This window comes from Paraburkholderia sp. SARCC-3016 (assembly GCF_031119615.1).
GTDB lineage: Bacteria > Pseudomonadota > Gammaproteobacteria > Burkholderiales > Burkholderiaceae > Paraburkholderia.
The window spans coordinates 24183-50367 of the sequence record NZ_JAVHZD010000011.1; the positions used below are offsets into that span (position 1 = coordinate 24183).

General features: G+C 60.5%; 22 protein-coding genes. 8 read left to right on the forward strand and 14 right to left on the reverse strand.

Translation table 11 applies throughout. From position 1 onward, the window contains the following. Positions 1 to 4: 4 nt before the first annotated feature. The 6 genes from QYH69_RS12820 to QYH69_RS12845 form a co-directional block, all read right to left on the reverse strand. Entirely contained in the window at positions 5 to 1036 is a 1032-nt protein-coding gene (locus tag QYH69_RS12820; protein WP_308832236.1) for a hypothetical protein, read from the reverse strand. A gap of 145 nt (positions 1037 to 1181) precedes the next feature. Beyond that, positions 1182 to 2204, reverse strand: a complete 1023-nt coding sequence (locus QYH69_RS12825; protein WP_308832375.1) for a beta-ketoacyl-ACP synthase III — start codon at positions 2202 to 2204, stop codon at positions 1182 to 1184. Between the two features lie 41 nt (positions 2205 to 2245). Beyond that, on the reverse strand, positions 2246 to 2590 hold the full coding sequence (locus QYH69_RS12830; protein ID WP_308832237.1) for an acyl carrier protein: 345 nt from the start codon (positions 2588 to 2590) through the stop codon (positions 2246 to 2248). Between the two features lie 44 nt (positions 2591 to 2634). After that, on the reverse strand, positions 2635 to 6507 hold the full coding sequence (locus QYH69_RS12835) for a beta-ketoacyl synthase N-terminal-like domain-containing protein (RefSeq protein ID WP_308832238.1): 3873 nt from the start codon (positions 6505 to 6507) through the stop codon (positions 2635 to 2637). 57 nt (positions 6508 to 6564) lie between these two features. Continuing rightward, positions 6565 to 7842 carry a crotonyl-CoA carboxylase/reductase gene (gene ccrA, locus QYH69_RS12840; RefSeq protein ID WP_308832239.1) on the reverse strand — a complete coding sequence of 426 codons (1278 nt, stop codon included), beginning with the start codon at positions 7840 to 7842 and terminating at the stop codon, positions 6565 to 6567. Between the two features lie 43 nt (positions 7843 to 7885). Then, entirely contained in the window at positions 7886 to 8695 is an 810-nt protein-coding gene (locus tag QYH69_RS12845; protein WP_308832240.1) for a glucose 1-dehydrogenase, read from the reverse strand. Positions 8696 to 8952: 257 nt separating this feature from the next. Between QYH69_RS12845 and QYH69_RS12850 the strand changes: the two genes are divergently transcribed. Both QYH69_RS12850 and QYH69_RS12855 read left to right on the forward strand, forming a co-directional pair. Beyond that, on the forward strand, positions 8953 to 10122 hold the full coding sequence (locus QYH69_RS12850) for a carboxymuconolactone decarboxylase family protein (protein ID WP_308832241.1): 1170 nt from the start codon (positions 8953 to 8955) through the stop codon (positions 10120 to 10122). 45 nt (positions 10123 to 10167) lie between these two features. After that, complete coding sequence (locus QYH69_RS12855; protein ID WP_308832242.1) at positions 10168 to 10662, forward strand: MaoC family dehydratase; 495 nt, start codon at positions 10168 to 10170, stop codon at positions 10660 to 10662. A 73-nt stretch (positions 10663 to 10735) separates the two neighbouring features. Here the strand turns inward: QYH69_RS12855 and QYH69_RS12860 are convergent, their stop codons facing one another. The 5 genes from QYH69_RS12860 to QYH69_RS12880 form a co-directional block, all read right to left on the reverse strand. Further along, positions 10736 to 10945, reverse strand: coding sequence for a DUF2945 domain-containing protein (locus QYH69_RS12860; RefSeq protein WP_308832243.1), 210 nt, complete (start codon positions 10943 to 10945; stop codon positions 10736 to 10738). A 34-nt stretch (positions 10946 to 10979) separates the two neighbouring features. Further along, on the reverse strand, positions 10980 to 11699 hold the full coding sequence (locus QYH69_RS12865) for an MgtC/SapB family protein (RefSeq protein WP_374992400.1): 720 nt from the start codon (positions 11697 to 11699) through the stop codon (positions 10980 to 10982). Positions 11700 to 11951: 252 nt separating this feature from the next. Continuing rightward, complete coding sequence (locus QYH69_RS12870; protein ID WP_308832244.1) at positions 11952 to 12434, reverse strand: PRC-barrel domain-containing protein; 483 nt, start codon at positions 12432 to 12434, stop codon at positions 11952 to 11954. Positions 12435 to 12520: 86 nt separating this feature from the next. Further along, a complete protein-coding gene (locus QYH69_RS12875) occupies positions 12521 to 12754 on the reverse strand; it encodes a DUF2795 domain-containing protein (RefSeq protein WP_308832245.1) in 234 nt (77 codons plus the stop codon). Positions 12755 to 12874: 120 nt separating this feature from the next. After that, positions 12875 to 13696 (reverse strand): EAL domain-containing protein, encoded by an 822-nt coding sequence (locus tag QYH69_RS12880; RefSeq protein ID WP_308832246.1) that lies wholly within the window; start codon positions 13694 to 13696, stop codon positions 12875 to 12877. A gap of 840 nt (positions 13697 to 14536) precedes the next feature. Between QYH69_RS12880 and QYH69_RS12885 the strand changes: the two genes are divergently transcribed. The 3 genes from QYH69_RS12885 to QYH69_RS12895 all read left to right on the forward strand — a co-directional run bounded on the left by QYH69_RS12885 (position 14537) and on the right by QYH69_RS12895 (position 18836). Beyond that, positions 14537 to 16201: a HAMP domain-containing sensor histidine kinase gene (locus tag QYH69_RS12885; RefSeq protein ID WP_308832247.1), complete on the forward strand. Its 1665-nt coding sequence runs from the start codon at positions 14537 to 14539 to the stop codon at positions 16199 to 16201. A gap of 218 nt (positions 16202 to 16419) precedes the next feature. Further along, positions 16420 to 17133 carry a response regulator transcription factor gene (locus QYH69_RS12890; protein WP_308832248.1) on the forward strand — a complete coding sequence of 238 codons (714 nt, stop codon included), beginning with the start codon at positions 16420 to 16422 and terminating at the stop codon, positions 17131 to 17133. Between the two features lie 383 nt (positions 17134 to 17516). Then, the gene (locus QYH69_RS12895; protein WP_308832249.1) at positions 17517 to 18836 is read left to right on the forward strand and encodes an MFS transporter; all 1320 of its coding nucleotides are present in this window, start codon (positions 17517 to 17519) and stop codon (positions 18834 to 18836) included. Between the two features lie 32 nt (positions 18837 to 18868). On the opposite strand, the gene QYH69_RS12900 is transcribed toward QYH69_RS12895, so the two are convergent. Continuing rightward, positions 18869 to 19762: a LysR family transcriptional regulator gene (locus QYH69_RS12900; protein ID WP_308832250.1), complete on the reverse strand. Its 894-nt coding sequence runs from the start codon at positions 19760 to 19762 to the stop codon at positions 18869 to 18871. A 135-nt stretch (positions 19763 to 19897) separates the two neighbouring features. Between QYH69_RS12900 and QYH69_RS12905 the strand changes: the two genes are divergently transcribed. Then, a complete protein-coding gene (locus QYH69_RS12905; protein WP_308832251.1) occupies positions 19898 to 20935 on the forward strand; it encodes a TauD/TfdA family dioxygenase in 1038 nt (345 codons plus the stop codon). 123 nt (positions 20936 to 21058) lie between these two features. Here the strand turns inward: QYH69_RS12905 and QYH69_RS12910 are convergent, their stop codons facing one another. After that, a complete protein-coding gene (locus QYH69_RS12910; RefSeq protein ID WP_308832252.1) occupies positions 21059 to 22516 on the reverse strand; it encodes a methyl-accepting chemotaxis protein in 1458 nt (485 codons plus the stop codon). A 755-nt stretch (positions 22517 to 23271) separates the two neighbouring features. Between QYH69_RS12910 and QYH69_RS12915 the strand changes: the two genes are divergently transcribed. After that, positions 23272 to 24249 (forward strand): zinc-binding alcohol dehydrogenase family protein, encoded by a 978-nt coding sequence (locus QYH69_RS12915; RefSeq protein ID WP_308832253.1) that lies wholly within the window; start codon positions 23272 to 23274, stop codon positions 24247 to 24249. Between the two features lie 46 nt (positions 24250 to 24295). Here the strand turns inward: QYH69_RS12915 and QYH69_RS12920 are convergent, their stop codons facing one another. Continuing rightward, entirely contained in the window at positions 24296 to 25207 is a 912-nt protein-coding gene (locus tag QYH69_RS12920; protein WP_308832254.1) for a LysR family transcriptional regulator, read from the reverse strand. Positions 25208 to 25331: 124 nt separating this feature from the next. Here QYH69_RS12920 and QYH69_RS12925 point away from each other — a divergent pair, with 124 nt between their 5' ends. After that, positions 25332 to 26180, forward strand: a complete 849-nt coding sequence (locus QYH69_RS12925; RefSeq protein ID WP_308832255.1) for a transporter substrate-binding domain-containing protein — start codon at positions 25332 to 25334, stop codon at positions 26178 to 26180. Positions 26181 to 26185: the final 5 nt, after the last annotated feature.

Here is a 26185-nt window from a genome sequence, read left to right on the forward strand (position 1 = left end):
GCCATCAATTCCTGCCGCCGATCAGGAACAGATTGAATGCGATAAAGGTCAACGCGACGATCGCGCCGCATACATACTCGAAAATCAGCGAAAACTTCCTGCCCCGGTTAGTCGTGATGCTCGCGGTGATCGTGACGATGGTGGCGAACACGATATCGACCAGCACGACAATGTTCAGGCGATCGACAATCGTCAGATGATGCTCGTGGCCAAGCACGTTCGCGACGGCGCGGAAGTTCAGCACGACGGCAAACAGGGCGCCGGCCAGCAGGGTCACGCGCGATTCGATCAGCGGACGGCCATCGTCCTTGTGAAGCAGAAAGCTGACCGTGCACAGCAGAAATGCCGCATATAGCGGCGCGGCCAGATTGAGAAACAGCGCAAGGCTCGAGCGCTGCAGCGTGATCGTCATTTCGAGCTTCGTGTAATCGGAGCCCTTGCCGCCGGCGGGGTCGCCGAACTCTGTTGCATAGTGCGTCGTGCCGACGTCGATGCGCTGATCCGTGATGCGCCAGCCCTGCGGGCTCGCGGTCGGTAAATAGCCGGTGTTCGCGACATCGGGCACATAGACCATGCTCGACGTGTCATCGACGCCTTCTTCGATCGTCAGGTGAACGACCTGTTCGTCGAACGGGAAATTGCGCAAATCCCAGTCTTGCCTGAATTTGCCGACGATTTTGACTTGCCGCCAGTACAGGTCGCCGCGTTTCGTCGTGCTCTCCAGCCGCTTCGTGACGGCATCGGAATGGACGAATTCGATCGTCTGCAACGGATTCTTCGCGGCCGAGCGTCCGACGCTCCAGATCCAGAAGTCCGCCGCAAAGGTGTTCTCGGCAGTATCGACCGCATAGATCGCGGTGACGAACATGCCTACCTTGTACTGCTCCGGCGGCGCCTTCGGCTTCAAGACGGAGATCGCCTGGCAGGTAGCGACCGACGGCAGCACAAGCATGGCAAGCAGTGCCAGGGCACCGCGAGCGAAACTCGCGAATGGCGGACAGCACCGGTGCGCCAGGTTGATTGCAGAACGTCCCATCCTCGGTTCCTCGACGGTTCACCGCGGGAAAAGCGCCGCGCCAATCCCGGATGTAAAGGGATTGGGAAACCAGTGTCAACCGGTAATAATGCTCGATGGGATAAGCCTGTTCTGTGCCCTGACGTACAGACACGCGGTATCGGCCTTACCAGCGGATCAATGCCGCGCCCCACGTAAAACCGGCGCCCATCGTCGGCGTCAGAACGAGATCGTTCTCCTTGATGCGCCCATCTTCCACCGCTTCCGCAAGCGCGAGCGGAATCGACGCGGCCGACGTGTTGCCGTGGTGATCGACCGTCAGAATGACCTTCTCCTTTGGCAGATGCAGTTTCTCGCCGAGCGTTTGCACAATGCGCTGATTCGCCTGGTGCGGAACGACCCAATCGAGATCGGCCTGCGTCAACCCGTTGGCCGCGAGCGCTTCCTGCGAAGCCTCGGCGAGATTGACGACGGCATGGAGAAACACTTCGCGCCCTTCGAGATGCATGTAGCCGGCAGTCCGCGTCGAAGATGGTCCGCCATCCGTACGAATCTTGTCCTGATGCCGGCCATCGGAGCGCAGATGCGTGGACAGGACGCCTTTGCGCAGTCCCCCGGTCTGGCGCTCGGCGCGCAAGACGACCGCGCCCGCGCCGTCGCCAAACAGCACGCAGCTATTGCGGTCGGTCCAGTCGATAATGCGCGATATCGTTTCGGCGCCGATCACGAGGGCAGTGCGTGCCTGGCCAAGTCGAATCATGTTGTCGGCGACCGACAACGCAAAGACGAACCCCGAGCAGGCTGCCTGGACGTCGAACGCGATGCCAGCGGTCATGCCGATGGCTGCCTGCACGCGAACGGCGCTGGCCGGCACGGTGCGGTCCGGCGTGCACGTCGCGAGCACGATAAGGTCGACGTCCGAACCGCGAATGCCGGCCTGTTTCAGCGCGGAGAGCGCGGCGCGCGTGGCGAGATCGGAGGTGTTTTCTCCATCCGCTGCAATCCGCCGTTCCTTGATGCCGGTTCGCTGCGTGATCCACTCGTCCGACGTGTCGACCATCGTGGCGAGTTCGTGGTTCGTCATCTTGCGCTCCGGAAGCGCCGATCCGCAGCCGGCTACGCGAGAGGCCCATCCCGTCGCCGGCGTTTCGGCTGGACTCCGGGTATCAGGGCCGGTTACTTCCGTCATCATTTGCACTCCGATGAGTAGTGGGGGAGGAAGTGGCGCGGTTACCAGTTTCCGGCGCCGCCAGCGGACCCGTTCGACGGCGCGCCGATCTGCGGCTCGGATGCGGTGGCCGGGCTGCTGAGCGACACGAGATGCCCGGCGAGCGAGGCGAAGGTCGGATAGTCGAACAGGACGGTCTCGTCGATTTTTATCCTGAGCCGTTCTTCGAGAAAGAAGGCCAGTTCGACCGAGTGCATCGAGTCGAAGCCTGCCTCGGCGAAGGTCTGGTCGAGATCGGCCGGCACCTTCAGGTTGTTCGCCTCGGTCCACTCCTGGATCCAGGCGAGAATTTGATCCGCGTTGACGGCGGTACCTTCCGTCGATGTGGCTTGAAGTTGGTCGCTCATTCTGGTTCTACTCCAAAGGGTCCGGCTTGGGGAAAGGAAAACATCTACGCTTGCGTCACGCGCGACAGCTGCTCTTCGCCAGCCGCCGTGCCATCGAGAAAGTTTGCGAGGCCTTCGGCAGACGGTGCGCGGACGATGGAGTCGTGGTCGTCGTCGAATACCTTCACGGCGATATCGCCGTTTGTCAGCAAGCGCAGTTGCGCGGCCACCTGCTCGCCAGAGGTGCCGCCTTTACCGCGCGTCGCCAGCGCATAGCTGATGCGGGTACGGGTCTGCCGGGGGCGATGCAGCGCAACTGCTGCAGCGCTTGAAGCATGAAGGCGCGCAAGGTGCGCGAAGACGTCGGGATGCGCACGTCGACGCACGTCGGATAGGGAGAAGTCGCTATCGAGCATCGAGTCGAAGCGAGGGTCGGCCAGCAGCCTGTCGACTGGATACGAGGCTTCGTCGTCTCGAGCGACACCCTTGATGATGTTTGTCAGGCGTGTCGCGAATGCGCCGTTGTAGAGCGGACTGTCGACGATCAGAAGCGGCGGCGCATTCGATCCTTCCGCTTCCCATTGCGCGGCCATTTCATGCGCGACGAGGCCGCCGAACGACCAGCCGCCGATCAGGTCGGGCATCCGGCCGACTGCCTTGACGAATGCCGAACGGTACAGCGACGCGAGCTGTTCGATGGTGAGATAGCCGACCTCGCGGTCATGGTCCGCATACGGATGCCGGACTGCGACGATGGACGGATCGCCGGGCCATACCGAAGCGAGATCCTGGTAAGACAGGACATCGCCGCCGATCGGATGGACGAGCGCGATGACCGGGCCCGAGCCCTCGCGTAGCGATACCGTCAGCGTGCGTTCGTCGATTTCGACGGGCCGCGTTTCTGTTTTCGCCGTTTCGTTCGCTTCAGTTGCGCAACGCGATCGCGACGATGCGAAGAATCCGGCGAGCGTGATCAACGACGCGCCTCGCGCCAGCATCGACATCGGCGGCATTTTTCCGAACGCCTGATGCAGGCGAACGCGCAATTCGGTCAATGCAAGCGAGTCCATGCCCAACTGGACGAGCGGCACATCGTCCATAAGGCTCACTGTGTCCGATGCGACCGAAGCCGCGATCGTGCGTATCGTCGCGAGAAGCTGCTCACTGTTCGTGCCTTGACCCGCGGCATCCGCGGAGGCTGACGCGCTGCCGACGGCTGCGCCGATTTCTGCGATTTCGCGCTGAAGCTGTTCCACGTTGTGCGCGGGGGCAGCCTGCTTGCGCTGTGGAAACGGCAGTTCGAAGCGCTCTTCGTCGAAGCGGTAGGTTGGCAGTTCGGCGGGCGAGGGAGCGTTTCCATACATCTTGCTCCATGCGACAGCATGCCCGGCGCTGTACAGGTGCGCACACGCATGGGCGAATCCGGTCATTTCGGATTCCTCGTCACCGTCGGGGCCATCGGCGAGCGACGAGATCGCGCATTGCCAATCTCCCGACGCCTTGGCGCGTGCCAGTTTCGAAAGCGCCGCGCCCGGCCCGACTTCGATAAACGTGGTCTTGCCGTCCGACGCGAGATGCAGCGCCTCCGCGAACCTCACTGGCTGTTCCACGAGATCGAGCCAGTGTTCGACGTTCGCTACCTGCGCTGTTGCGGGTTGCCCGGTTAGCGTCGATACGATCGGGATGCGCGCGGGCGCGAGCGTCAAGGGCTCGAGCGCCCGCCGGAACGCATCGCGCATCGATCTGAGCATAGGCGAGTGGCCGGGCGTGTCGTAGGTCTTTAGCAACGAAACCCGCTTGCCCGCGGCCGTCATGGCGTCCTGCACTTGCGCCACCGCTTCCTGGGTGCCGCTTACGACGGTCTGCTCGGGTCCGTTCACGCCCGCGACGAACAGGTTCGTGCCGAACTCGAACTGCCGCGATAGCTCTTCGACACCGGCGGCCACCGCGAGCATCGCGCCGCGCGGCGTCTGCGTATCGAACAGTCGGCCGCGCGCCTCGACAGCCTTCAGGCCGTCCGCGAGCGTCATGACGCCGCCGATCACGGCTGCGACATGCTCGCCGAGCGAATGGCCGATCAGGAGGTCGGGCCGCTGCCCCAGTTCCATCCATGTGCGAGCCAGCGAATAGCAGACGACAAAATGCGCAAGCTGGCCCGGATGATGGCGCACCGCCGCCGGATCGCGGCCAAGAATCGCGTCGAGCACGTCGCGCGCGGTCTGCACTTCGAGTTCGCTAAAGCAGGTGTCCGCAAATTGCCTGAAGATCCAGTTGCCGTTATAGAGTTCCGCGCCAACGCCCGGTTGCCACGCACCCTGCCCGGGGAACAGAAAAGCGAGCCGTTGTTTTTTGGGCGCATCGCCCGCGTGCCATTTGCCGGACGGGCTGGTATTGAGGAAGTCGTCCATGGCGTCGATAAAGTCCTGCCGGGTCGTACCGACGAGTGCAACCCGATGCGTGAAATGGTCGCGTCTTACGCTGGCCGTATGACAGATGTCGCGCAGCGGCATCGCCGTATCGAGGAGGCATTCGCGATACGCCGACACGAGCCGCTCTCTTGCTTGCGGCGAGCGGCCCGACAGCGTCAGCACGCGTTCGCGCTCGACGTTGGCGGCCGTCGCGTCGGCGTCGCTTTCATGCGCCGCGAGGATCAGATGGACATTGGTGCCCGTAATGCCGAAGCCGCTGACGCCGACCATCGGCTTGCCGCCATCGAGCGGCCTGCCGTGCTGCGGAATTTCAAGCTGCGCGCCTTCCCAGCGGAAGCGCGGATTCGGCGTCGAAAAATTCACCTGGGCCGGCACATAGCGATTACGCAGAATCAGTATCGCCTTGATGATCGCCGCCATGCCGGCGGCGCCTTCGAGGTGGCCTACCTGAGCTTTGACAGAACCGACAAGGATTGCGTTTTGCCTTGCAACCGATTGCGTGTAGACGTTGCGCAACGCCGACAGCTCGATCGGATCGCCCAACGACGTGCCCGTGCCGTGCGCCTCGACGTATGCGACTTCTTCGGGGCGCGCGCCGGCGCGCGCGAGCGCGTGGCGGATTACCGCTTCCTGAGCGGCGCCATTGGGCGCGGTCAGCCCGTTGCTCGCGCCGTCGCTATTGATCGCGGAGCCGGCCAGCACCGCGTCGATGCGATCGCCATGCGCGTGCGCATCTTCGAAACGCTTCATGACGACGACACCGCCGCCTTCGCCGCGGATATAACCGTCGGCGTCCGCGTCGAACGGACGGCAGTGTCCCGAGGCGGACATCGCCTGCAAGCGTGCGACGCCTATCGTCTCCTCGGGCCCGAGAATCAGATTGATGCCGCCCGCGATTGCGATATCGCAATCGCCCGTGCGCAGGCTTTGCGCGGCGAGATGAATCGCAACCAGCGACGACGAGCAGGTCGTATCGACGAACAGCGCGGGGCCGCTAAAGCCGAACAGATGTGCGACGCGTCCGGGCGCCATCGCGCGAAGATTGCCGAGCTTCGAATACGTGGTGATGCCGGCCGGATCGCCCGACCATATCGTCCTGCGGCCGTAGTCGGCTTCGCCGGTCGTCATGAAAAGGCCGACTCGCTTGCCGCGCAGTTCGCTCGGCACCAGCCCCGCGTTTTCGAGCGCAGCCCACGTCAATTCGAGCATCCATCGTTGTTGCGGATCCGTTTCCAGCGCTTCCGCTGCTGACGTGCGAAAGAACTTGCGGTCGAAGCGAAACGGATCGTCGACGTAACCGGCCACACGCGAGTAGGTCGTCCCGGGCGCATCGGGGTCGGGCGAATAATAAGCGTCGATATCGAAACGCTCGCGCGGCGTTTCGCAAATCGCCGAACGTCCCGAGTTCAGAAACGCCCAGTAAGCGGCTGCCGTCGAGGCGCCCCCGGGAAATCGGAACGACATGCCGATAATGGCCAGCCGTCCGGCGTTTGCTTTGGAATTTTCCATGCTGTTCTCGCTACTCAATGGCGCACTCAGGGGCGGTACTCTTGCCGCTTTCGCCGCTCATGCGCGACGCGCCGCGTCGAGATCGTCGCTGCTGCTGGCCTGCACGAGCACGGCCATATTTCCGGGCAAATGCAGGTTGTTGCGGATCTTCGCGTGGGCCTCGGGCAGCCGGTTCCATGGAAAGACTTCGGACAGGCACGGGTCGACGCGGCCGCTCATCACAAGCCGGTTTGCCTGCGCGGCCTCCTTCAGGTTGGCGAAATGGCTGCCTTGAATCCGCTTTTGACGCATCCAGATGTATCGCGCGTCGCAGGTGAGGTCGTAGCCGCTCGTCGCTGCGCAAAACACGACCATGCCGCCGCGCTTGACGACGTAACAGGAAGCGGCGAATGTGTTGCGGCCTGGGTGTTCGAACACCATGTCGACATCGCGCTTTTCGCCTAGCGCTTGCCAGATCGCCTTGCCGAATTTCTTGACGCCATCGATATAAGCGGCGTATTCGGCTGTCGAGTCGATGGCAGGCGGCGCGCCCCAGCACGAGAACTGCGAGCGATTGATCACACCCACCGCACCGAGGCTTTTGACGAATTCGGCCTTGGAGTCGTCCGACACCACGGCAACGGGGCGGGCGCCCGCCAATGCGGCGAGCTGGATCGCCATCGTGCCGAGCCCGCCCGCGGCGCCCCATATGAGGACCGATTGTCCGGGCCCGAGCACGTGCGGCTTGTGGCCGAAGAGCATGCGGTAAGCGGTCGCGAGCGTCAGCGTGTAGCACGCACTGGCCGACCACGTCAGGTGTTTGGGGCGCGGCATCAGTTGCGTCGCCTGAACGCGCGAGAATTGCGCAAACGAACCGTACGTGGTCTCGTATCCCCAGATGCGTTGCGAGGGCGAGAGCATCGGGTCGCCGCCATTGCATTCCTCATCGTCGCCGTCGATTTGCGAGCAATGCGCAATCACTTCGTCGCCGACTTTCCATGCCCGTACATTGGACCCGACCGCCCACACGATGCCGGCGGCATCCGAACCGGTGATGTGATAGGGATCGTCATGCAGATCCAGAACGGAGAACGGTTGACCGAGCGCGGCCCAGACACCGTTGTAGTTGACGCCTGCGGCCATCACGAGAATCAGCACGTCGTTTGCGCCGATCGAGGGCACATCGACGATTTCCTTCGTGAATGCGGTTTGCGGTTCGCCATGGTTTTCACGGCGTATCGTCCACGCATGCATCTTGCGCGGGACACGGCCTAACGGGATCGGCTGGCCGATCTCGAACACTTCGGGCTGATCCTTGCTCGAATCGACGACAAAATCCAACAGTTCGGTATCCATATGTGTGTCACCAGGAATTTCTGATTGCCGCTTTGGTTGAGCTTCACGCAGCTGCCATGCCGCCGTCCACGGAAAGCGCGATGCCTGTGATGAATGAGGAGGCGTCACTGGAAAGGAACACGACCGCCTGTGCCATTTCATCTTCCGTGCCGAGCCGGCCGATCGGATGAAATCCCTTGATCTGATCGGTCATGCCCGTCTCTTCGAGAAATTTCTCGACCATCGCTGTCGCGACGAAAGCGGGGCAGATCGCGTTGACTCTGATCTGCTGTTTCGCATATTCAAGCGCTGCCGCTTTAGTGAGTCCGATAATTCCCGCTTTGGAGGCGTGGTAGCCGCATCCGCCGAATGCGGACGCCACGAGTCCATAGGTCGACGACATGTTGACGATCGATCCTCCACCAGCCTTGAGCATCTCGGGAATTTCGTATTTCATCGACAGGAACATTCCCTTGAGGTTGGTTCCCACGACGTAGTCCCACGTCGACTCATCGGTTTCGGCAACCGGTTTGCCGAACACCTCGACTCCCGCATTGTTGAACGCGATGTCAAGCTTGCCGAACGCGTCGACGGTCCGCGCGACTGCGTTTGCGCAGTCGTCGGCTTTCGATACATCCGTTTTAACGAAAATGGCCTCACCGCCCGACTTGCGGATCTCGTCGACGACGTCTTGCCCTTCCGCCTCGCGCCGCGATGCGACTGCGACCATGGCGCCTTCTTTCGCGATTAGCAAAGCAGTGGTCCGTCCGATCCCCGAACTTCCCCCGGTAACGAGCGCAACCTTCTCCCGAAGCTTCTGCAAAGGATTCTCCTGGTTATGGTGATGCGGGCGGTCCTCGCTAAGGACCGTCAAAGGGAATGCGGGAACGATTCTATTAGCGCCGTTAAGAGCAGCGATCGAATTTCACAAAAGTTCAGATTTTCTGACGAACAGTACGAACCTCATGCGACATCTAATCGAGTACGATGGCTTCGCCATGGATGAATAGCGTTTGAACAGTCGAACAGAAAATCGAGGCATTCCGGATGCGGCAACAGGATAGAGAGTCGAACCCGATGCGGGATTCACGTAGCGCGCCGGAGCATCGAAGCGCGCTGTACGAACGTGGGATGGCGGTCATCCGCACGATAGGGGACGAGGGATTCGACAGCCTTAGTGCGGCGTTGGATCGCCTCGATCCGGACTTCAAGCGATTGCTCGTCGAAGGCGGGTATGCCGAAATCATTGCCCGCCCCAAGCTCGCGCTCAAACATCGCGAACTCGTTACCGTCGCTGTGCTAGCGACAATGGGCAACGCTGATTCCGCGTTCAAATATCATGCGAGCGGCATGTTGAATACGGGATGGTCGGCGGAAGAATTGCTTGAGACCGTATTGCACACATCGGTCTATGCTGGAATTCCCGTGGCGTTAGCCGGCATTCGGATAGTTTGCGCCATGCTTGCCGAGCGAGGCATCGACGTTACGCATAAGAAATCTCCCTTCGTGCGCGAGATGGCATTGCGCGAAACAAACCTGGCGCAATGGCTGCGCAGTCAGCATGAACAATTCGATTCGCTGCCTGCCGAGCTACGCGAAATATTGGCAAATGTCGCTTATGGCACCGCCTTGAACAGGCCGGCGCTATCGATCAAGGATCGCCAGCTTGCGACGTTGGCCATCACCATGGCTCGCGAAAATCAATGGTCTGCCGTCAGACTGCACCTTAGGGCATGCATTCGTCTGGGGTGGACGCGCAGCGAGTTGACTGAAGTGCTGATCCAGCTGACGGGTTATATCGGCTGGCCTCTCGTTCTTCCCATTACAAGAATCGCATTGGAAGTTTTCGACGAGACCACAGGCGAAGACTTATCCGACGCGGCGATGGCGTCTGAGCAGGCTGAACAGGTCGAGGCGCGAATGGAACACCTGCCTGCAGACAAATTGTCCGCTTTCGCCTTGCCGAAAGACATAGCGGACCTGTCGCCGCTCATTGCTCAATACCTCGCGCAGATGGGATCGACAACCAGGCGGTTCGATTCCATCGACGCGGCTCGAGCTTCACGGCTTTCGGATGTTGCGTGCCTGACGTGTCTTGCGCGAAACGCGGACGCGGAGGTGCTGGGTGCGCATGTGAGGGAAGCGCTAACGCTCGGCGCGTCGAGGCGCGATATTGCCGACGCGATACTGAGCGCGTTACCTCATGCCGGCGTGCTTGCCGTGGAGTACGGCTTAAACGTGGCAAGCAGGATCTTCGCAACGATAGGCGCAAGTGAGCGGGAAGAAAGAAAGGCATCCTGAATGAAATACGAATGAGCGACAAACAAGCGAAAAGGACATCAAACGATGAATGATGCTGGCGGATACGATCTCGAAGACCTGGTAGTGGGCATGAACGCGCGCTTCACGAAGACCCTGTCGGAGCGGGACGTCTTCCTGTTTGCCGGCGCTTGCGGCGACCGGAACCCTGTGCATTTCGACGAAGAGTATGCGAAACGAACGCGATTCGGCGGTCGTATCGCGCACGGCATGCTGTCGGCGTCCGTTATTTCCGCGGCCATTGCCGCGCATCTGCCAGGCCCCGGCTCCATTTATCTCTCGCAGAACCTGAGCTTTCGGCGTCCCGTCAGGATTGGCGAAACGGTCTGCGCAACCGTCACGGTCAAGGAGATACTGACGGGCCGCCGGCGCGCGGTACTCGAGACGAGATGCGAGGTGAACGGCCTCGTCGTGGTGGATGGCGATGCCGTTGTCATGCCTACGTCTTCGGCCGAGCGTGCGCAAGAGCAGTCGCGAATGCAGCGTGCGGAAATCGCGGGATTGGTGCAGACGTCCGATTAGCGGCCGCCCGACCTCCATCGACGAGATAGCGGGATAGATCGACGCCGCGCGATGTGGTTACGAGATCGCGCCTTTACGCTTTGCGCAGGCCTTCGCCGCGATGTACGGCGTGCTTGCCGCTTTTCTCGCTCGCCACCTCATAGTGCGGGTCGTCCTTCGAGGCGGCTACCGCATGACCGGCGAACGTCGTACGCTGCGTGATTACGCGCACGATCTCGCCATAGGTCGTGCCTTGAGGCGTGTTCCAGCTCACGCGGTCGTGAGTTTTGAAGTGTTCGTTCATTGCTGTCTCCCGGGTCACGCGTCGATGCTCCGCTTCAGCGGACGATGGACCATTTGATTTCGAGCGCGCCCGCTGCCGCTGCCGCTTCCTGTAGTGGCGGCACGCGTTTCATATCTGGCGGACTGCGCCAATGGACCTCGAAACGCTCTTCGATGCGCCGGCCGACCGTTTGCGACGAACTCTCCACTACACTGATCGTGCAGCCCTGTTTCGCAAGCGATTGAACAAGTGCCTCTTTGGAAAAGAGGCACTTGTCGTAGACGACGGTCAATTCGGCTCGAGTGTCGCGCGGAATGCGGTCTTCGACGGCCTTGAGAAACCAGAGCACGACGATTCCGAGCACGGTGCCGATCGCGCCGAGCGCCAGCTGACCGCCGCCGAAACAAAGACCGATGACGGTCACAAACCACATCGTGGCGGCCGTCGTCACGCCTTTGACTAGCCCATCCTTGCGAAGAATCGCGCCCGCGCCGATAAAGCCGACGCCGGACAGAATGCCGAGCGGCAAACGCATCAGATCGAGCGTAACGAACGACGAGGGCTCTTTCCCGGCTTGCGATAGCAGTGCATTGACCTGCAGCATCGCGAGGCACGCGGCGAGGCAAACTAGCAATGTCGTTCGCAGGCCGGCGACTTTTCCGGACTCGCCGCGGTTGAAGCCGATCAGCAAGCCGGCAATAATGGCAAGTCCGATACGGATCAATACGTCTCGCCAATCGAGCGTGAGCGGCATCACGCCCGGCATCGCTCCCATTTGGCAGCTCCTTTTTACAACGGATGACCGCTACGCCAAGTGATTCGCGCGAGCGGCCGGACCGGGCGTTGTGCGAAGCAAGTCCCGTCGCGAGAAGGGGCCGCTTCGCAGAGTTCTTATTTGGGCCGGAGCAGACGGCGCGGCTTATCGCATCGCTGCGCGTTGGCGACGGTGCATGGCGCGGACCAAACAGCATCCGCGCCACTACAGCGGGTTGTTAAGCCGTCCGGGCGAGGTCGGCGAGGTCCCGGTTTAGAGACCTTGCACATCCGTCCCTTGACGTTGCGCAGCGGAGCTGCTTCCAAGCGGCGCTTCGGACCAGTACGGCTGGCGGTTGTAATACTGATGCATCTGCGTGCCCCATGTGGAATCCGCCATCGACGGCCAGTGGTCCTTGTCGAAACCTGGATCGTCCTTGATGCGTTGCGCCGCAATATCGACGCGGAAGCACTTTTCCGCGGTGTCTAGCGTGAGCGCGTTCCATGGAATAGCGTGCAGCGTGGAACCCATACCGAGAAAGCCGCCTTCGGACAGCACCGCATACGCGACGCGTCCGCTGCGCACATCGAGCATGATGTCCGAGATCTTGCCGACGTGCTCGCCATCCGACGTTATAACCTTGTTGCCGTCGAGCGTAGCCGCGGCCATTACGTCCGGACCCGGGCCTTCGCCGACTCCACCGCCTACGATTTCTGCGCCTGAGTTGGATGCGCCTTGCGGGTTAAGCGTGCTCATAATATCGTCCCTCCCTGAGAATGGGGTTGCGTGGGTGCTGCGTCATTCAAAGCGCAAACGCTATGCCCAACTCGCGCATTCTTTAGTCATTGCTCGTGCGCGATTTCCTTCTCCACGGCGGCCGGGCTGTCGTAGTTGCGGTCCGGCAGGCGGCTCACGATGTCGACGATGTCCGCGCTCGCGTGGTTTCGGCGCGTCTGTTCGACGAGCTTTTCGCGTGTCGTCGGATAGCGGGCGCCGGACAGCGCCTTCTGGATGTCGATCGGGTTCGGTTGTCCCGGATGCCGATGGTCTTGCGCGTGCGCGGGGTGTTGTGACACGGTTTCCTCCTTGCGGTGACGGAAAAGGATATGCCTACCTCGGATCTGCTTGTGGTAGCGCATGCGTCGGCCGCATATCGCATGCCGCGGCAAACGCGTTCGCCGCGCAGACATGCGTCCTCACTCCGCCCCTGCCGTTCCCCCCTCATGGCGGCAAATCACATCATCGACATATTCCTCTTCGACCGGTTCGCAGATAAAGAATCCCTGACCTTCGATATCGATATCAGGCAGCGCTTTTGCCCAAGCGAACTGATCTTCCGTTTCGAGCCCCGTCAGCACGATTCGTTTGCCGTGGTTCTGAGCCAGACGCACAAGCGTTTCAACCATGCGTTGCGACTCGCCGTTCACGCGCACCTGCCTGATCAGCGAGCGGTCGAACTTCACCGTATCGACGGGCAATTGCTGCAGCAGCGTCAGTGAATTGAACCCCGATCCGAAATCGTCGAGCGCAACGCGCACGCCGATCGCCTGAACTGCGTGAATCACATCGACCAGCCAGTCGAGCTGGTCCGGATGGACGACGCCGGTCAGTTCGATTTCAAACCGGCACGGACTCACGCCGAGCGACGAGAACAGTGCCTTGAGGCGGCCAGGCAAGTCTTTGCGGCCGAGTTCCGCGGCCGACAGGTTGATCGCGAGAGACAGATGCTCGCGGCCCTCCATTTTCCATTGCACGAGCGTCTGTACCGCACGAGAAATGAGCAGATCCGTGAATCTTCCCGCAAGGGACGAGTCTTCAACGACAGTGATGAAGTATGCAGGCTCGAGTATGCCGCCTCCCGGATGCTGCCATCTGATCAGATACTCGAAGCCGGACAGCCGGTTTTGCCGCAATCTCAACTTCGGCTGCAGCACAAAGAAAAACTCGTTTTGGCCCAGACCACGTTCCGCATCGCTGACCAGAGTGAATGTGTTTTGTATTGGCGAAGTTTGTCGCATTGGTGTTCCGCTTCATCTGATGCGGTTAAATTGCGCAGCGAACCGCGCATCGTCTCCAAAATGCAAGGCCTGGCGCCCCGCACGGCGCGTCATTCTTTTGGCCGGCGCTCGTCTGTCGCTTCAAACCCCGGTGACCGTATGAAAATAGAACATTACGTGATTCCCGGTTAATCTGAAATCCCTGCAAAGAAGCGCCGCAAACTCTTGTTTAAAATGGTGCACGCGACCAGCGCCCAAAAAGAATATTTTACATGTGAAATCGTCGAAAAAATCAGCGTGCCACGCTGGATCTCCGGATTGACGCATGCAACGACTCATTCGTCACAATTGTTCACATTTGTAAGTTATCGTATTCCGTATGGTACGTGCACTTGTCTGGACGACAGCGTGCAGCGCGTCACTTGTTCCATGGACGTGAGAGATCCCATCGTGCCGGTAAGCATTGATATTGAAAGGTTTTTTGCGCGCGGGAGAGCGGTCTGCGCCTGAGGTCGGAAGTTCGCTGGGCGACACGAGGGATGGCGGGCGGCACGTCGGAAAACACGCAACCTGCCTATCATGTTCGTCAAACAAGGCTCGCGCGGTACGTGGCGCGTGGGCAACCGGGCCCGGAGCCCTTGTAATATGTTAGATATATATAACGGTATCAAGAAAAAATCGGTATATACCAATTCTGTTTTTTCAAAGAAATGGCAAGAGAACAGATAAAGAAAAAGATGAAATTCATGGGAAAAGGCTTCGAAAAATGGGTCGAATTTGTCGCATGAACCTTCGGTCACTCATGCATCGACGCCAATGACCCGGCGTTCGAATTTGAAGCGTGAATGCTGCTGGCTGGCAATGGTACTGATGCTGCTTTGCTGGTGCATTACATCGGCTCAGCTGTTTCGTGTTGCGGACCTTGCGTTCTTCGATATCGCGTTGCGTATTGCGCACCCGGCAGCGGCGAGCACGACGGTTCGTCCCATAGATGGCACATTCCAGCTGATGTTCAACGAAGGGGTCGTCCCGCTGGTGTGCGTGATGCTATTTCTGCTTGGCCCCGGCACCGGTCTTCTTATGTCCGCCATGCTCGCCGCGATGATGGTCGGTGGTTCGATTGCGGTGCTGAAATTCGAGTATCTTTTTGTGTCGCCTTGCGTGGGCATTTTTACGTGCGCCATTGCAAATCCGCTTTGGGCCTGGCGGCGCATCGAGGCGCTACTGTGCTACCTGTCGATCGAAGCGGAGAAGGGCGCCAAAGAGCCGTCGCTGCCGGAAGAGACGAGGCCCGCGAAGTTCCTCGACGATCCGGTCCAGCGGCGCCTGCATTCGATGGCATCGCTGTTCGACCGACTTCGGCGGCATCGCGAGTTCATTTCCGAATGGGTCGACAGTCTTCCCGAGGCAACCCTCGTGACCAACGCCACAGGGGAAGTGATCCTCGCAAACGAGCGCATCAACGCGCTATGCCAAAGTTCCGGATTGCGCATTGCGGAGCGCAGCTCGGTGGCGGGCCGACCCGTTTCGGACGTTCTGTTCGAGATCACCGCGTCGCACCGCGCAATCGAGTTTGCATCGCAGGCGCTCGCGCTGTTTGCGCTCTGGTCCAGCGACGACGATCCGCCCGCCTATGGCGAATCGATGTTCGCGCAAGGCATCGAGATCACGAATGCACGAAATGGGCGCTCGCTTCTGCTCAAATGCGCGCAGATCAAACCGTCGAACGGCCGCGAGGGCGCGTTGATTTTTCATGTCGCCGATGTCTCTTCGGTGCGCATGGCCGAGCGTCAGCGCGATACGGCGCTGCGGTTTCTGTCGCACGATATGCGTTCACCGCAGGCCGCGATTCTGGCGCTCGTCGAACAGATGCAGCAGGCCACTCCGCGTTTCACCGCGCGGGAATTTGCGACGCTGGTTGGCCAGTACGCGACGTCCGCCCTTAACCTGGCCGACGACTTCCTCTTTCTTGCACGTGCTGAAAGCTTGCCGCCGAAGTTGGCCCCGGTCGATCCGGCGCTCGTACTTGGGGACGCAATCGACGACCTCTGGCCGCAGGCTACGGCAAGATCGACGACCGTCAACCTCGCGGCGGAGCCGGGCAGAAGCACCATTGCCGACGTTCAGCTATTGCGCCGCGCGTTTGCGAATCTGATCGGCAATGCGATCAAGTTCAGCCCGCGTTATTCGACCGTCGACGTGCAGCTCTCGGAAACGGACCATCACCTGAAGATCTCGGTGATCGATCGTGGCGTCGGTATTCCCGAGCATGAGAGAAAGGCGCTTTTTCAGGAATTCAGCCAGCTCGACGAGAAGCTCTCGAGATCAGGTCACGGCTTGGGGCTCGCTTTCGTCAAGACCGTGGTCGACTCGTTAGGCGGCACATTGCAGGTCGATTCAGTGCCCGGCCACGGTACGACTTTCATGGTGTTCTTGCCCCGGACGGCCGACGACTCGAGCGATGAATCGACCGACGCGTCGACCGGGGAGTCGGGCAATGCGCCGGACAAGGGGCCTCACCTATAATCCCCAATTTTATGTAACCGGTGATTATGATGCGAGACGCATTGATTGCGAAAGCAATGCACTGGGGAGTTCACAAAAATTCAAACATATTTATAGTGTGTATCCTACGATCATTCGTTGTGTCGACACTGCCCGATCCGCAAACGTTTGCGTAATCGGCGAATGCTTCAACTGTATCCAGGTCGGACATAAGAACGTCACAATGCACGGGGGGCAACATGCGCATTCTGGTTGTCGAGGACGATCCCATTCAAGCCGAGGCCGTATCGACTGCATTGAGCTCGTTGAGTCACGCGGTCACGATTGTCGACGACGGCGAGCGGGCGGTGCGGTGTTTGCGATCCGAACCGATCGATGCCGTCGTTCTCGATTGGCATTTGCCGCGCATGAGCGGCATCGAAGTGCTGCATTGGATTCGTGCTCGCACGAACGTCCGGTATGGCGTGCTGTTTCTGACCAGCCGCGTTCACGAGGTCGATGTGGTCCGCGCACTCGATGCGGGCGCCGACGATTACATGGTCAAGCCGTTTCGCGCCGAAGAGCTCGCCGCGCGCGTGAACGCGCTATTGCGCCGCGTTGCGCGCACCATGGTACGCGATGAGCCGATCATGGCCGGCGACTACGCGCTCGATCCGATCGAACGCACGGTCACGCTGCGCGGCAGCAGGATCGAATTGACCACCAAAGAGTTTCAACTCGTCGCAGCGCTATTCTCGAACCTCGGCAAGATTCTCTCGCGGGATCTGCTTGCGATGACGGCATGGGGCCGCGAGCTCAGCGTCGAATCGCGCTCGCTCGACACGCACATCTACCGGATCCGGCAAAAGCTCAAGCTGAGCCCCGAGAATGGCCTGCGGCTATCTTCCATCTATACGCTCGGCTACCGTCTCGACCTGGCCAAGGCGCCGATCGAAAGCGAATCTTGCGCTTAAGCGCTTTCTGTTAAAGCATCGCATTCCGGATTAAACAGGAAATCGGCCTCGATGAGGCCCGGGAATGCGCACGCCGGCGCCGCGAAAATGCGGCAAGGCTCCCTCCTTTGTAATGACCTGTCATCGCATGCAAGCGATGACGAATTCACGTTTTCCTAAAGTCTTTTCGCTTCGTACCGTAAACCTCCGGGTCGGACGTTTCGGTCGTCGCTTTGCCGATTTTCACATTCCTAAATTATAGGAATTGAATAACGATATTTGGGTTTACACATCCGGGGGATCACTGCACAATGCGGAGCAACTGGCGTTGCAGTCCTACAGGCATCAAACAATACGAACACGGGGTTTGACACAGCAGCATCAGCGAGAAGGGGAGGCCACCCATGCAGGCGCAGTCCAGATCCGAACCGTGGGCAAGAACGATCTTCCGCGTGACGAGCGGAAATTTTCTGGAGATGTACGACTTCTCCGTCTACGGCTTCTATGCGGTGTCCATTGCGCACGCACTGTTCCCGCGCGGTAACGAATTCGTTTCGCTATTGCTGTCGCTTGCTACATTCGGCGTCGGCTTTCTGATGCGGCCCATCGGCGCGCTCGTGCTGGGCGGATATATCGATCGGAAGGGACGGCGCAAGGGTTTGCTGCTGACGCTCGGTCTCATGTCGATCGGCATGCTGATGATTACCTGCGTGCCGGGCTATTCGACGATCGGCATCGCGGCTCCGATCATCGTCGTCTGCGGACGTCTGCTGCAGGGGTTTTCTGCGGGCGCCGAGCTCGGCGGCGTATCGGTCTATCTCGCGGAGATTGCCCCGCCGGGGCGGCGCGGTTTTTTCGTCAGCTGGCAATCGGCGAGTCAGCAACTGGCTGTCGTCTTCGCAGCCGTGCTCGGTGTGGTGCTCCGGTGGCAACTGTCGCCCGAGCAGATGGATTCGTGGGGATGGCGCATTCCATTCGTGATCGGCTGCCTGATCATTCCTGTGCTGTTCTCGATGCGCCGCCGCCTGCGCGAGACCGAAGTATTCGAGGCGCGCAAGACAACGCCCTCGCCGCGGCAGATCGCCGATTCGCTGCGCGAGCATCGGCGCACGATCGGCGGCGCGGTCATGCTGGTTACCATGACCGCGGTGATGTTCAACCTGATCACCGCCTACACGCCGACCTACGGGCAAAGCGTGCTGAAGCTGCCCGCGATGGACACGTTTCTCGTCACGATGGCGGTCGGACTGACAAACTTCGTCATGCTACCGGTTATCGGCGCACTGTCGGACAGGATCGGCCGCCGCGCCGTGCTGACCGCATGCGCAGCACTGGTCATTCTGACCGCTTATCCTGCGATGTACTGGCTCGTTCAGGCGCCGAGCTTTGCACGGCTGATGGCTGTCGAGGTCTGGTACGCGTTCATTTACGGCTCGTATCAGGGCGGGATGGTCGTCGCGCTGACCGAGATCATGCCGGCCCATATTCGCAGTACAGGGTTTTCGCTGGTGTGGAGCGTCGCGCAGGCCGTGTTCGGCGGTTTCACGCCGGTCATCTGTACGATGCTGATTCATTCGACCGGAAACAACGCGGTGCCGGCCGTGTGGCTCAGTTGTGCGGCGGCGGTCGCGCTGATCGCAACCTTCAGAATGTTCCCGAAGGCCACGCAGGCGCCCGCAACGCCCAGCGTGAGCTTTGAAGAGGGTTTGTCGCAGCGGCCTTGAACGGCACGCGTGGTCGCCATGCGATCGCGCGCCTATCGAGCGCGGTTGGCGAACTCGCTGATTTCGGTCGCCAATGCGGCAATGGCGCTCGTCAACGGATTAGGCGTGCTCGTGCGGTATAGCGCGACGAATTCCACGGGCTTGATATCGGGCGTGGTGTCGAGCACGGTCAACATGCCCGCTGCGATTTCCGCGGCGTACGAGCGGCGCGGAAGCAAACTCACGCCAAGCCCCGCAAGCGTCAGGTCGCCGAGCACCCGCACGGTATTGCACGAGATGACAGGCTTGTATTCGGCGCCGCCTTCGCGGAACCAGCGCTCGATCACGGGCGCGTGATGCGATTGCGAGGACAGGCCGAGCACCGGCCATCGCGCGAGGTCGACCGGCGTCATGCGCTCGGCCGGCACGTTGAGCGCGGTCGGAGCGATCCACACAAATTCATCGTATCCAAGCGGAACCGACGACGTGCCTGCTTCGTCGATCGGGCCCGTGACGATGGCGAGTTCGATTTCGCCGTCGCGCAGCTTATCGACGAGTCCCGCCGTTAGTGCGATGTCGAGCACGACCGTGACGCCCGGGTAGCGATCGCGCACGGCGGACATCAGTTTCGGAAGCCACGTCTGCGCGACGAGCCCTACCACGCCCATTCTGATCGTGCCGGTGAGCGTCTGGGCATCGCCGATCTGATGACGCACGCGCGCTGCCAGCGCGACGATTTCCTGCGCCGGCTTCAGCAGTTCCTGTCCCTTCGGCGTGAGCCGTGCGCGATGCGACGAACGATCGAACAGAACCACGCCGAGCGAACGCTCGAGCGCGCCGATGCGCGCCGAAATGGTCGACTGCGTTGCGGAAAGCGCGTCGGCGGCGCCCGCGAAGCTGCCGGTTTCGACGATGCGGATCAGGGTTTCGAGTTGTCGGATATCCATAGGCGGATGGAGTGGAGTTCGTAGCGTTCATCGAGTTTTTCGATGTGGCCTGATCGAAATATATCGCTATTCGGCAGCATGCAAAAACCCTAGAGTTTCCATGCCGTACAGACAACTTCGTAGAGGAGCGGGTGGATGGACCAAAGGGTGAACCATAACGTGGCGCGCGGCGTGTCGATTCTCGAAGAGGGGACGGCGCCGGGGAAGCAGGACATCAGAACGACGCCGTTCAACGGCCCGATTGCATGGACTGGCGAAAGCCTCGATCCGGCCGACGGCATGATCGCGATCGACGCCGAATGCCGGCGCGAACTCGATCGGCTCGTCGAGACGTTGAATACGAATCCGATGCAGACCGCGCTGCTCGATGCGGCGGAATTCGAACTGCCCGCGTGCCGTCGGATGATGCAACAGGCGAAGGCGTCGCTCGAGGCGGGTCCCGGCTTCGTGATTATCGACAGGCTGCCCGTGAAAGAATACGGCGTACAGGCCTCGCAAGCCGTGTACTGGATTCTGTCGCAGCTCGTTGCAAGGCCCGTTGCGCAGAGTTGGGACGGCAAGATGATCTACGATGTGCGCGACCAGGGCAAACCGCCCGGCAATGGCGTGCGCCCCGATATCACGAATGCCGAACAGAATTTTCACACCGACAACAGCTATAACCTCTATCCGCCCGACTACGTTGCATTGTTGTGTCTGCAGCCGGCGATGGAAGGCGGCGTGAGCAGCATCGTCAGCTTCTATACGGTGTACAACGAAATGCTCAAGCGCAGCCCGCATCTGTTGTCGCGGCTTTATCAGCCTTATCTGTTCGACCGCCAGCGCGAGCATGCGCCCGACGACGCGACGGTGATCAGCCATCCGCTGTTTCAGGCTGTGGACGGGCAATTGCTTTGCCGTCTGTCGCATCGGCACGTCGTCAACGGTTATGCAATGGCCGGGGTGGCGATGGACGAGGAGACGGCCGAAGCGCTCGAAGTACTCGAACAGACGATGCGCGAGCCGCAGCTGTGCAGGGAGTTTTTCTTCGAGCCGGGGCAGATCCAGATTGTCGATAACAAGCGCTGCGGCCATCGCCGTACCGCTTTCGTCGACTACCCGGAGCCCGAACGCAAGCGGCATCTCGTGCGCTTGTGGCTGCGTAATGAAGGTCGCCGCTTCTATAACGGGTAGTGGCGTTCAACACAGTCATACCGGCAAGCGACCGTGATTTGTAGCGTCGGATAAAGAAGGGGAATCTCGCGATTCCCCTTCTTTTGTGCTTTTAGAACTTCGATGCGGCTCGATTCACGAATCTTAGGCCGCCGTCAACGCTCCGCTTCCCACGCGAAACACGTTGACCGCTTCTCTCAAGCTGCGCGCCTGTTCTTCCATCGATTGCGCCGCGGCAGCCGCCTGTTCGACCATCGCGGCGTTCTGCTGCGTCGTCTCGTCCATTTGCGCGATGGCGATATTGACCTGCTCGATGCCCTGAGTCTGTTCCGACGAAGCGGCTGAGATTTCGCCGATGATGTCGGTCACATGCCGCACCGCCTTCATGATCGAGTCGATCGTCTCGCCTGCGCGTTCGGCAAGTCCGCGGCCCGATTCGATCTCCTGCACCGACGCTTCGATCAGCGCCTTGATCTCCTTGGCGGCGTCCGCGCTACGTTGCGCGAGGCTCCGCACTTCGCCGGCGACCACCGCGAAGCCGCGGCCGTCTTCGCCGGCGCGCGCCGCTTCCACCGCGGCGTTGAGCGCGAGGATATTCGTCTGGAACGCGATGCCTTCGATCACCGAAATGATCTCGACGATGCGCGTCGAACTCGATGCGATGCTTTGCATGCGATCCACCACCTGATGGACGACTTCCCCGCCTTCGCCGGCGATATGCGAAGCGTTCGCGGCCATCTGGTTCGCCTGCTTCGCGTTGTCGGCATTCTGTTTGACGGTGGCGGTGAGCTGCTCCATGCTTGCCGCCGTCTCGCTGAGCGAGCTTGCCTGTTGTTCGGTTCGCGACGACAGATCCTGATTGCCGGCAGAAATCTGCTGGGCGGCCACGGTGATCGTCTCGGCGCCGCCGCGGATCTTCGAGATCGTGTCGATGAGCCGCTGCTGCATGTTATGGAGCGCGAACAGCATGCTCTGCGTGTCGTTCGCGCGCAGATTCAGTGCACCGGTCAGGTCGCCGCTTGCTATCGTTTCCGCGATTTCGACCGCATACGAGGGCTCGCCGCCGAGGCTGCGCTCCACGTTGCGGATAATCATCACCATGGCAAGCGAGATCAGGCCACCGACAACGAGCACGACAATCAGGTAATTACGCAGGTTGGCGTAAAACGCGCTGTCGATATCGTTGACGTAGACGCCTGACGTCAGATACAGGTCCCATGGCGCAAAGCGCTTGACGAACGCGATCTTCGTCGCGATACCGTTGTTCAGGCGACCTTCATATTGGACAAATCCCTGGCCTTTCTCCTGCGCGAGCCTGACCATCTCGAGCCAGAACAGCTTGCCGTCCGGATCCTTGTAGTTGGTTACATCTCGATTACGCATGTCGGCAAGCACCGGATGCATGATCACCGTCGGATGCGAATCGCAGATGATGATGTAGCCATTATTCGGGTAGCGCATTGCACTGATACGGGCGAGCGCTTCCGCGCGCGCCTGTTCGACCGGCATCTTGTGTTCGTCGGCAAGTTTCGCGTACTGCTGCGCGACCCCGTACGCGGCCTCGACGACGTTTTGCACCGCGCCTTGCCGTTCCGAAAGCATCGTATTGCGTGATTCACGTGCAGCCCAACCGCCCAGGATGAGAAGACCCAACCAGGTTACGACGAGCGCCATCCATAATTTTGTGTTTACGCTGAGACGGCTCAATTGCAACTCCTTGAGAGGCACGCATTTGTTGCGTGAGGTGAAAATGCAAAGTCGTTCTTTTCAGCTAACGGAGGGAATGGCGGGATAATGAATAAGGGTTAACGCTTATTCGCCTTGGTTTATCTCTCCCGTCTGACTTTTATTTGTCACCTGAGCGAATTCAATCGCCTCGAATTCCTAAATGTCAGGAATTGCGCGTTTATCGAGACGTGAGGGAGCGAGAGAGACAGCCCGCTCTGAGCGGCTCAGGCGGGCCCTGCGCGCAGGCTTTCGGATAAACCGGGTAATTGACGTCGCTCCATAACGATCGGCGCGGATTTGAATTGTTTCTCGCAACGAGATTCTGTGGTGCCGCGAAATTTACGATTTGAGCCTCGCGAGAGACCCGTCCTCATATGCCGCCGCGGGGATCGGCCTTGACTGGCATACGGGGCGGCACATTACGCAGACTTCGTACCGGCCCGGTCGCAGTCGCCCGACTTTGTTCACATCGCACGGCATCCGCCGTCTCGCCTTGTGTAACCCATAATAAACGCTTTGACAAGTTACATAGTCTGGCTATCATGCGTTCCACGGACGAACTGATTGATGCTGTGCGGTTATGTCTGAAAGTCAGTCGACGGTTCAATTGGACGTTACAGGAGAGCGAAGTGAAGGCGATTGTTCTGGATGGTTTTGGCGGTCTTGAAGCGCTGGTGTACAAGGACATTCCGAAGCCCGAACCTGAGGCAGGAACTGTCGTTATCAGGATCAAGGCGTTCGGCATCAACCATGCGGAGATGCATATGCGCCGCGGCGAATGGGCGGAAGCCGCGCCGGTCAGCGGAATCGAATGCGTCGGGATCGTCGATGCCTGCCCGGGTGGCGAATTCGCGGTCGGCACGAAGGTCGCGACGATGATGGGCGGCCTCGGCCGCACGATCAACGGCAGTTATGCGGAGTACACGCGGGCGCGCGTCAGCAATGTGACGCCGATCGAATCGAATCTGTCGTGGGCAGAGCTTGCGGCGATTCCGCAATCGTACGCAACGTCATGGACGACGCTGTTCCGTAACCTGAAGATTCAACGCGGGCAGACGATCGTGATTCGCGGTGCGTCGTCGGCACTTGGAATCGCCGCGGTCAACCTCGCGGTCAATGCCGGCGTGACAGTGATCGGCACGACCTCGAAGGAGTCGAGCTTCGAACAACTGAAGGCGCATGGCGTGAGCCGATGCGAAATCGAACGGCCGGACCTGGCGAAACATATCGCGGAGCGCAAGCAGATCGATGCTGTGCTGGATCTCGTCGGCAATAGCACGGTGCTCGATTCGCTCGACATGGTGCGTCGTGACGGCAAGGTGTGTCTGGCCGGCTGGCTCGGCGGCCTTGCGCCGATTGCCGATTTCAATCCGCTGCTGCAAATGCCGAGCGGCGTCGACCTGACTTTCTTTGGCAGCTTCGTATTCGGCACGCCGGGATTTCCGCTTTCGGAAGTGCCGCTGCAAGCGATTGCGGCCGATGTCGAAGCGGGGAAATACTCGGCCAAACCGTGGCGCGTGTTTCGCTTCGACGAAGTGCCGCAGACGCATCGGATCATGGAAGCCGGCGAGGCGAGGGGCAAGATGGTAGTCGTGCACGACGAGTGAATGGCGTGCACATGTCAGCCCTCATTTTCGACGGCTTCGTCGTCGATCAGTCAGTGCGCGATGCAACCGAGCGCCGCTGATGCGCATCGAGCAGCAACTGCAGAAACATCTCGGCGCTGCGCGTGAGCGGCCGCGCTTCTTCCACGATGGCGCAAAACGGCATCGGATAGGACGGCGAGTCGGGCAGCACGTCGAATTCGTAGCGTGGCGAGAGCCGCGCCGCGTAGTGTTCGGGCAGCAAGCCGACCGATCGACCCGATGCGACCATCATCGCAATCGCTTCGAGGCCGCTTGCCTCCATGCCTTGCGTGAATCCGTGATTCACGAGCGCATCTTCGACGAACGGATGCGGCCGGTACGCAAGCGGCAACGCGCGCGTGTCGCCATTCGCACGAATTTCGCCGACGGCGGCCGGACAATAGAACACGCGATGCGTCTCCGTGAACAGCGGGTAATGGCGAAACGTGCGCATTTGCCGGTACGCGCCGCGGATCGCGATCTGCACACGCCGCTCGGCTAGTGCGGCGCTGAGATCGCTGAAGGTCATCACCGACAGCGATGGCCGCACGAGCGGCGCGACGCGCTGCAGTTCGGCGAGCGCCTCGGGAATATGGCAATCCTCATGGGTCATGACGTGCTCGGACGTGCCGAGCAGCAGCGGCCCCGACAGAACGCCACGCACCGCATCGACTTCGGGCTTGATGCGCTCGAGCGATTCGAGGGCCTGCATCGCGACGCGCAGCGCGACCGCGCCGCTTTCCGTCAACTGAAAGCCGCCGGGCCCGCGCTCGCATAGCTTGACGCCGAGGCGCGCTTCGACGTCGTTGATATGCCGGCTGATCGACGCTTTCGACATCGCCAGCGCGCGCTCGGCCGCGGCGAATCCGCTCGCCTGCGCGGCGGCGCAAAAAACGCGAAGCGAGCGCAGGTCGCGCTCGGTCAGGTCCATCTTCTTCATGGCGCAGGGACGCGAAAGGTTTTGGTTTTCGAAACCATAGCAGCGAAAAAATGGTTTTCCAAAACTATTTTGACTGCCTACATTCGATTCACCAATTCGATCCGCCACGACCTCGGGGAACCTCATGCTCTCGCTCGACCGACGCAAATTTCTGACCGTAGCGGGCGGTGTGTCGCTCGCGCTTGCCTTGCCGTCTCTCGCCTTCGCCGAGGGCGGCACGCTCGACGATATCCGCAAGCGGGGCAAGCTGACGGTCGGCACGGAAGCGGCCTACGAACCTTTCGAGTTCGTCGAGAACGGCCAGGTGGTCGGCTACGGTCACGACATTCTCGAGTACATGGCGGGCAAGCTCGGTGTGACGCTCAATCAGGTCAACCTGCCGTTCCAGGGCTTGCTGCCCGGCCTGATGGCGCACAAGTTCGACTTTGTCGCGACGAGCGTCGGCATCAATGCGGAACGCGCAAAGCGCTTTGCGTTTTCGGAGCCGGTCGGCGTCGTCGACACCGTGCTCGTCGTGCGTTCGAACGACACGCGCATCAACAAGGCCGACGATGTCGCTGGGCATGTGGTCGGCACGCAAATGGGTTCGTCGTCGCAACCTGTCGCGCAGGCGTTCGATACGCAACTGAAAGCGAAGGGCGCGGGCTATACGGACATGAAGCTGTTTCAGGCCTATCCGGATGTGATGGTCGCGTTGTCGAACAAAACGCTCGATGTCGGCATCATGCCGTCGAATATCGTCGCGGTGATGATGAAGCGCGAGCCCGGCCAGTATCGTGTGGTCGGCAAAATCGGCGAACCGAAGATGCTCGCCTGGGTTGCGCATCCGCAGGACAAGGAAATTCGCGCGTTCATCAATACTTCGCTGACCCAGCTCGAGCAGAGCGGCCAGCTCGCGCAGATGCAGAAGAAGTGGTTCGGCTACACGATGAATTTGCCGACGAGCGGTTATCTGCCCGCAGGCGCGGTCTAAAGCGG

What these genes read in the sequence shown, in the direction of transcription:
- QYH69_RS12820 (WP_308832236.1), bottom strand. Translation starts at nt 1,036, where the DNA reads ATGGGACGTTCTGCAATCAACCTGGCGCACCGGTGCTGTCCGCCATTC.
- QYH69_RS12825 (WP_308832375.1), bottom strand. Translation starts at nt 2,204, where the DNA reads ATGACGGAAGTAACCGGCCCTGATACCCGGAGTCCAGCCGAAACGCCG.
- QYH69_RS12830 (WP_308832237.1), bottom strand. Translation starts at nt 2,590, where the DNA reads ATGAGCGACCAACTTCAAGCCACATCGACGGAAGGTACCGCCGTCAAC.
- QYH69_RS12835 (WP_308832238.1), bottom strand. Translation starts at nt 6,507, where the DNA reads ATGGAAAATTCCAAAGCAAACGCCGGACGGCTGGCCATTATCGGCATG.
- ccrA (WP_308832239.1), bottom strand. Translation starts at nt 7,842, where the DNA reads ATGGATACCGAACTGTTGGATTTTGTCGTCGATTCGAGCAAGGATCAG.
- QYH69_RS12850 (WP_308832241.1), top strand. Translation starts at nt 8,953, where the DNA reads ATGGCGGTCATCCGCACGATAGGGGACGAGGGATTCGACAGCCTTAGT.
- QYH69_RS12855 (WP_308832242.1), top strand. Translation starts at nt 10,168, where the DNA reads ATGAATGATGCTGGCGGATACGATCTCGAAGACCTGGTAGTGGGCATG.
- QYH69_RS12860 (WP_308832243.1), bottom strand. Translation starts at nt 10,945, where the DNA reads ATGAACGAACACTTCAAAACTCACGACCGCGTGAGCTGGAACACGCCT.
- QYH69_RS12865 (WP_374992400.1), bottom strand. Translation starts at nt 11,699, where the DNA reads ATGGGAGCGATGCCGGGCGTGATGCCGCTCACGCTCGATTGGCGAGAC.
- QYH69_RS12870 (WP_308832244.1), bottom strand. Translation starts at nt 12,434, where the DNA reads ATGAGCACGCTTAACCCGCAAGGCGCATCCAACTCAGGCGCAGAAATC.
- QYH69_RS12880 (WP_308832246.1), bottom strand. Translation starts at nt 13,696, where the DNA reads ATGCGACAAACTTCGCCAATACAAAACACATTCACTCTGGTCAGCGAT.
- QYH69_RS12885 (WP_308832247.1), top strand. Translation starts at nt 14,537, where the DNA reads ATGGTACTGATGCTGCTTTGCTGGTGCATTACATCGGCTCAGCTGTTT.
- QYH69_RS12890 (WP_308832248.1), top strand. Translation starts at nt 16,420, where the DNA reads ATGCGCATTCTGGTTGTCGAGGACGATCCCATTCAAGCCGAGGCCGTA.
- QYH69_RS12895 (WP_308832249.1), top strand. Translation starts at nt 17,517, where the DNA reads ATGCAGGCGCAGTCCAGATCCGAACCGTGGGCAAGAACGATCTTCCGC.
- QYH69_RS12900 (WP_308832250.1), bottom strand. Translation starts at nt 19,762, where the DNA reads ATGGATATCCGACAACTCGAAACCCTGATCCGCATCGTCGAAACCGGC.
- QYH69_RS12905 (WP_308832251.1), top strand. Translation starts at nt 19,898, where the DNA reads ATGGACCAAAGGGTGAACCATAACGTGGCGCGCGGCGTGTCGATTCTC.
- QYH69_RS12910 (WP_308832252.1), bottom strand. Translation starts at nt 22,516, where the DNA reads ATGCTTTCGGAACGGCAAGGCGCGGTGCAAAACGTCGTCGAGGCCGCG.
- QYH69_RS12920 (WP_308832254.1), bottom strand. Translation starts at nt 25,207, where the DNA reads ATGAAGAAGATGGACCTGACCGAGCGCGACCTGCGCTCGCTTCGCGTT.
- QYH69_RS12925 (WP_308832255.1), top strand. Translation starts at nt 25,332, where the DNA reads ATGCTCTCGCTCGACCGACGCAAATTTCTGACCGTAGCGGGCGGTGTG.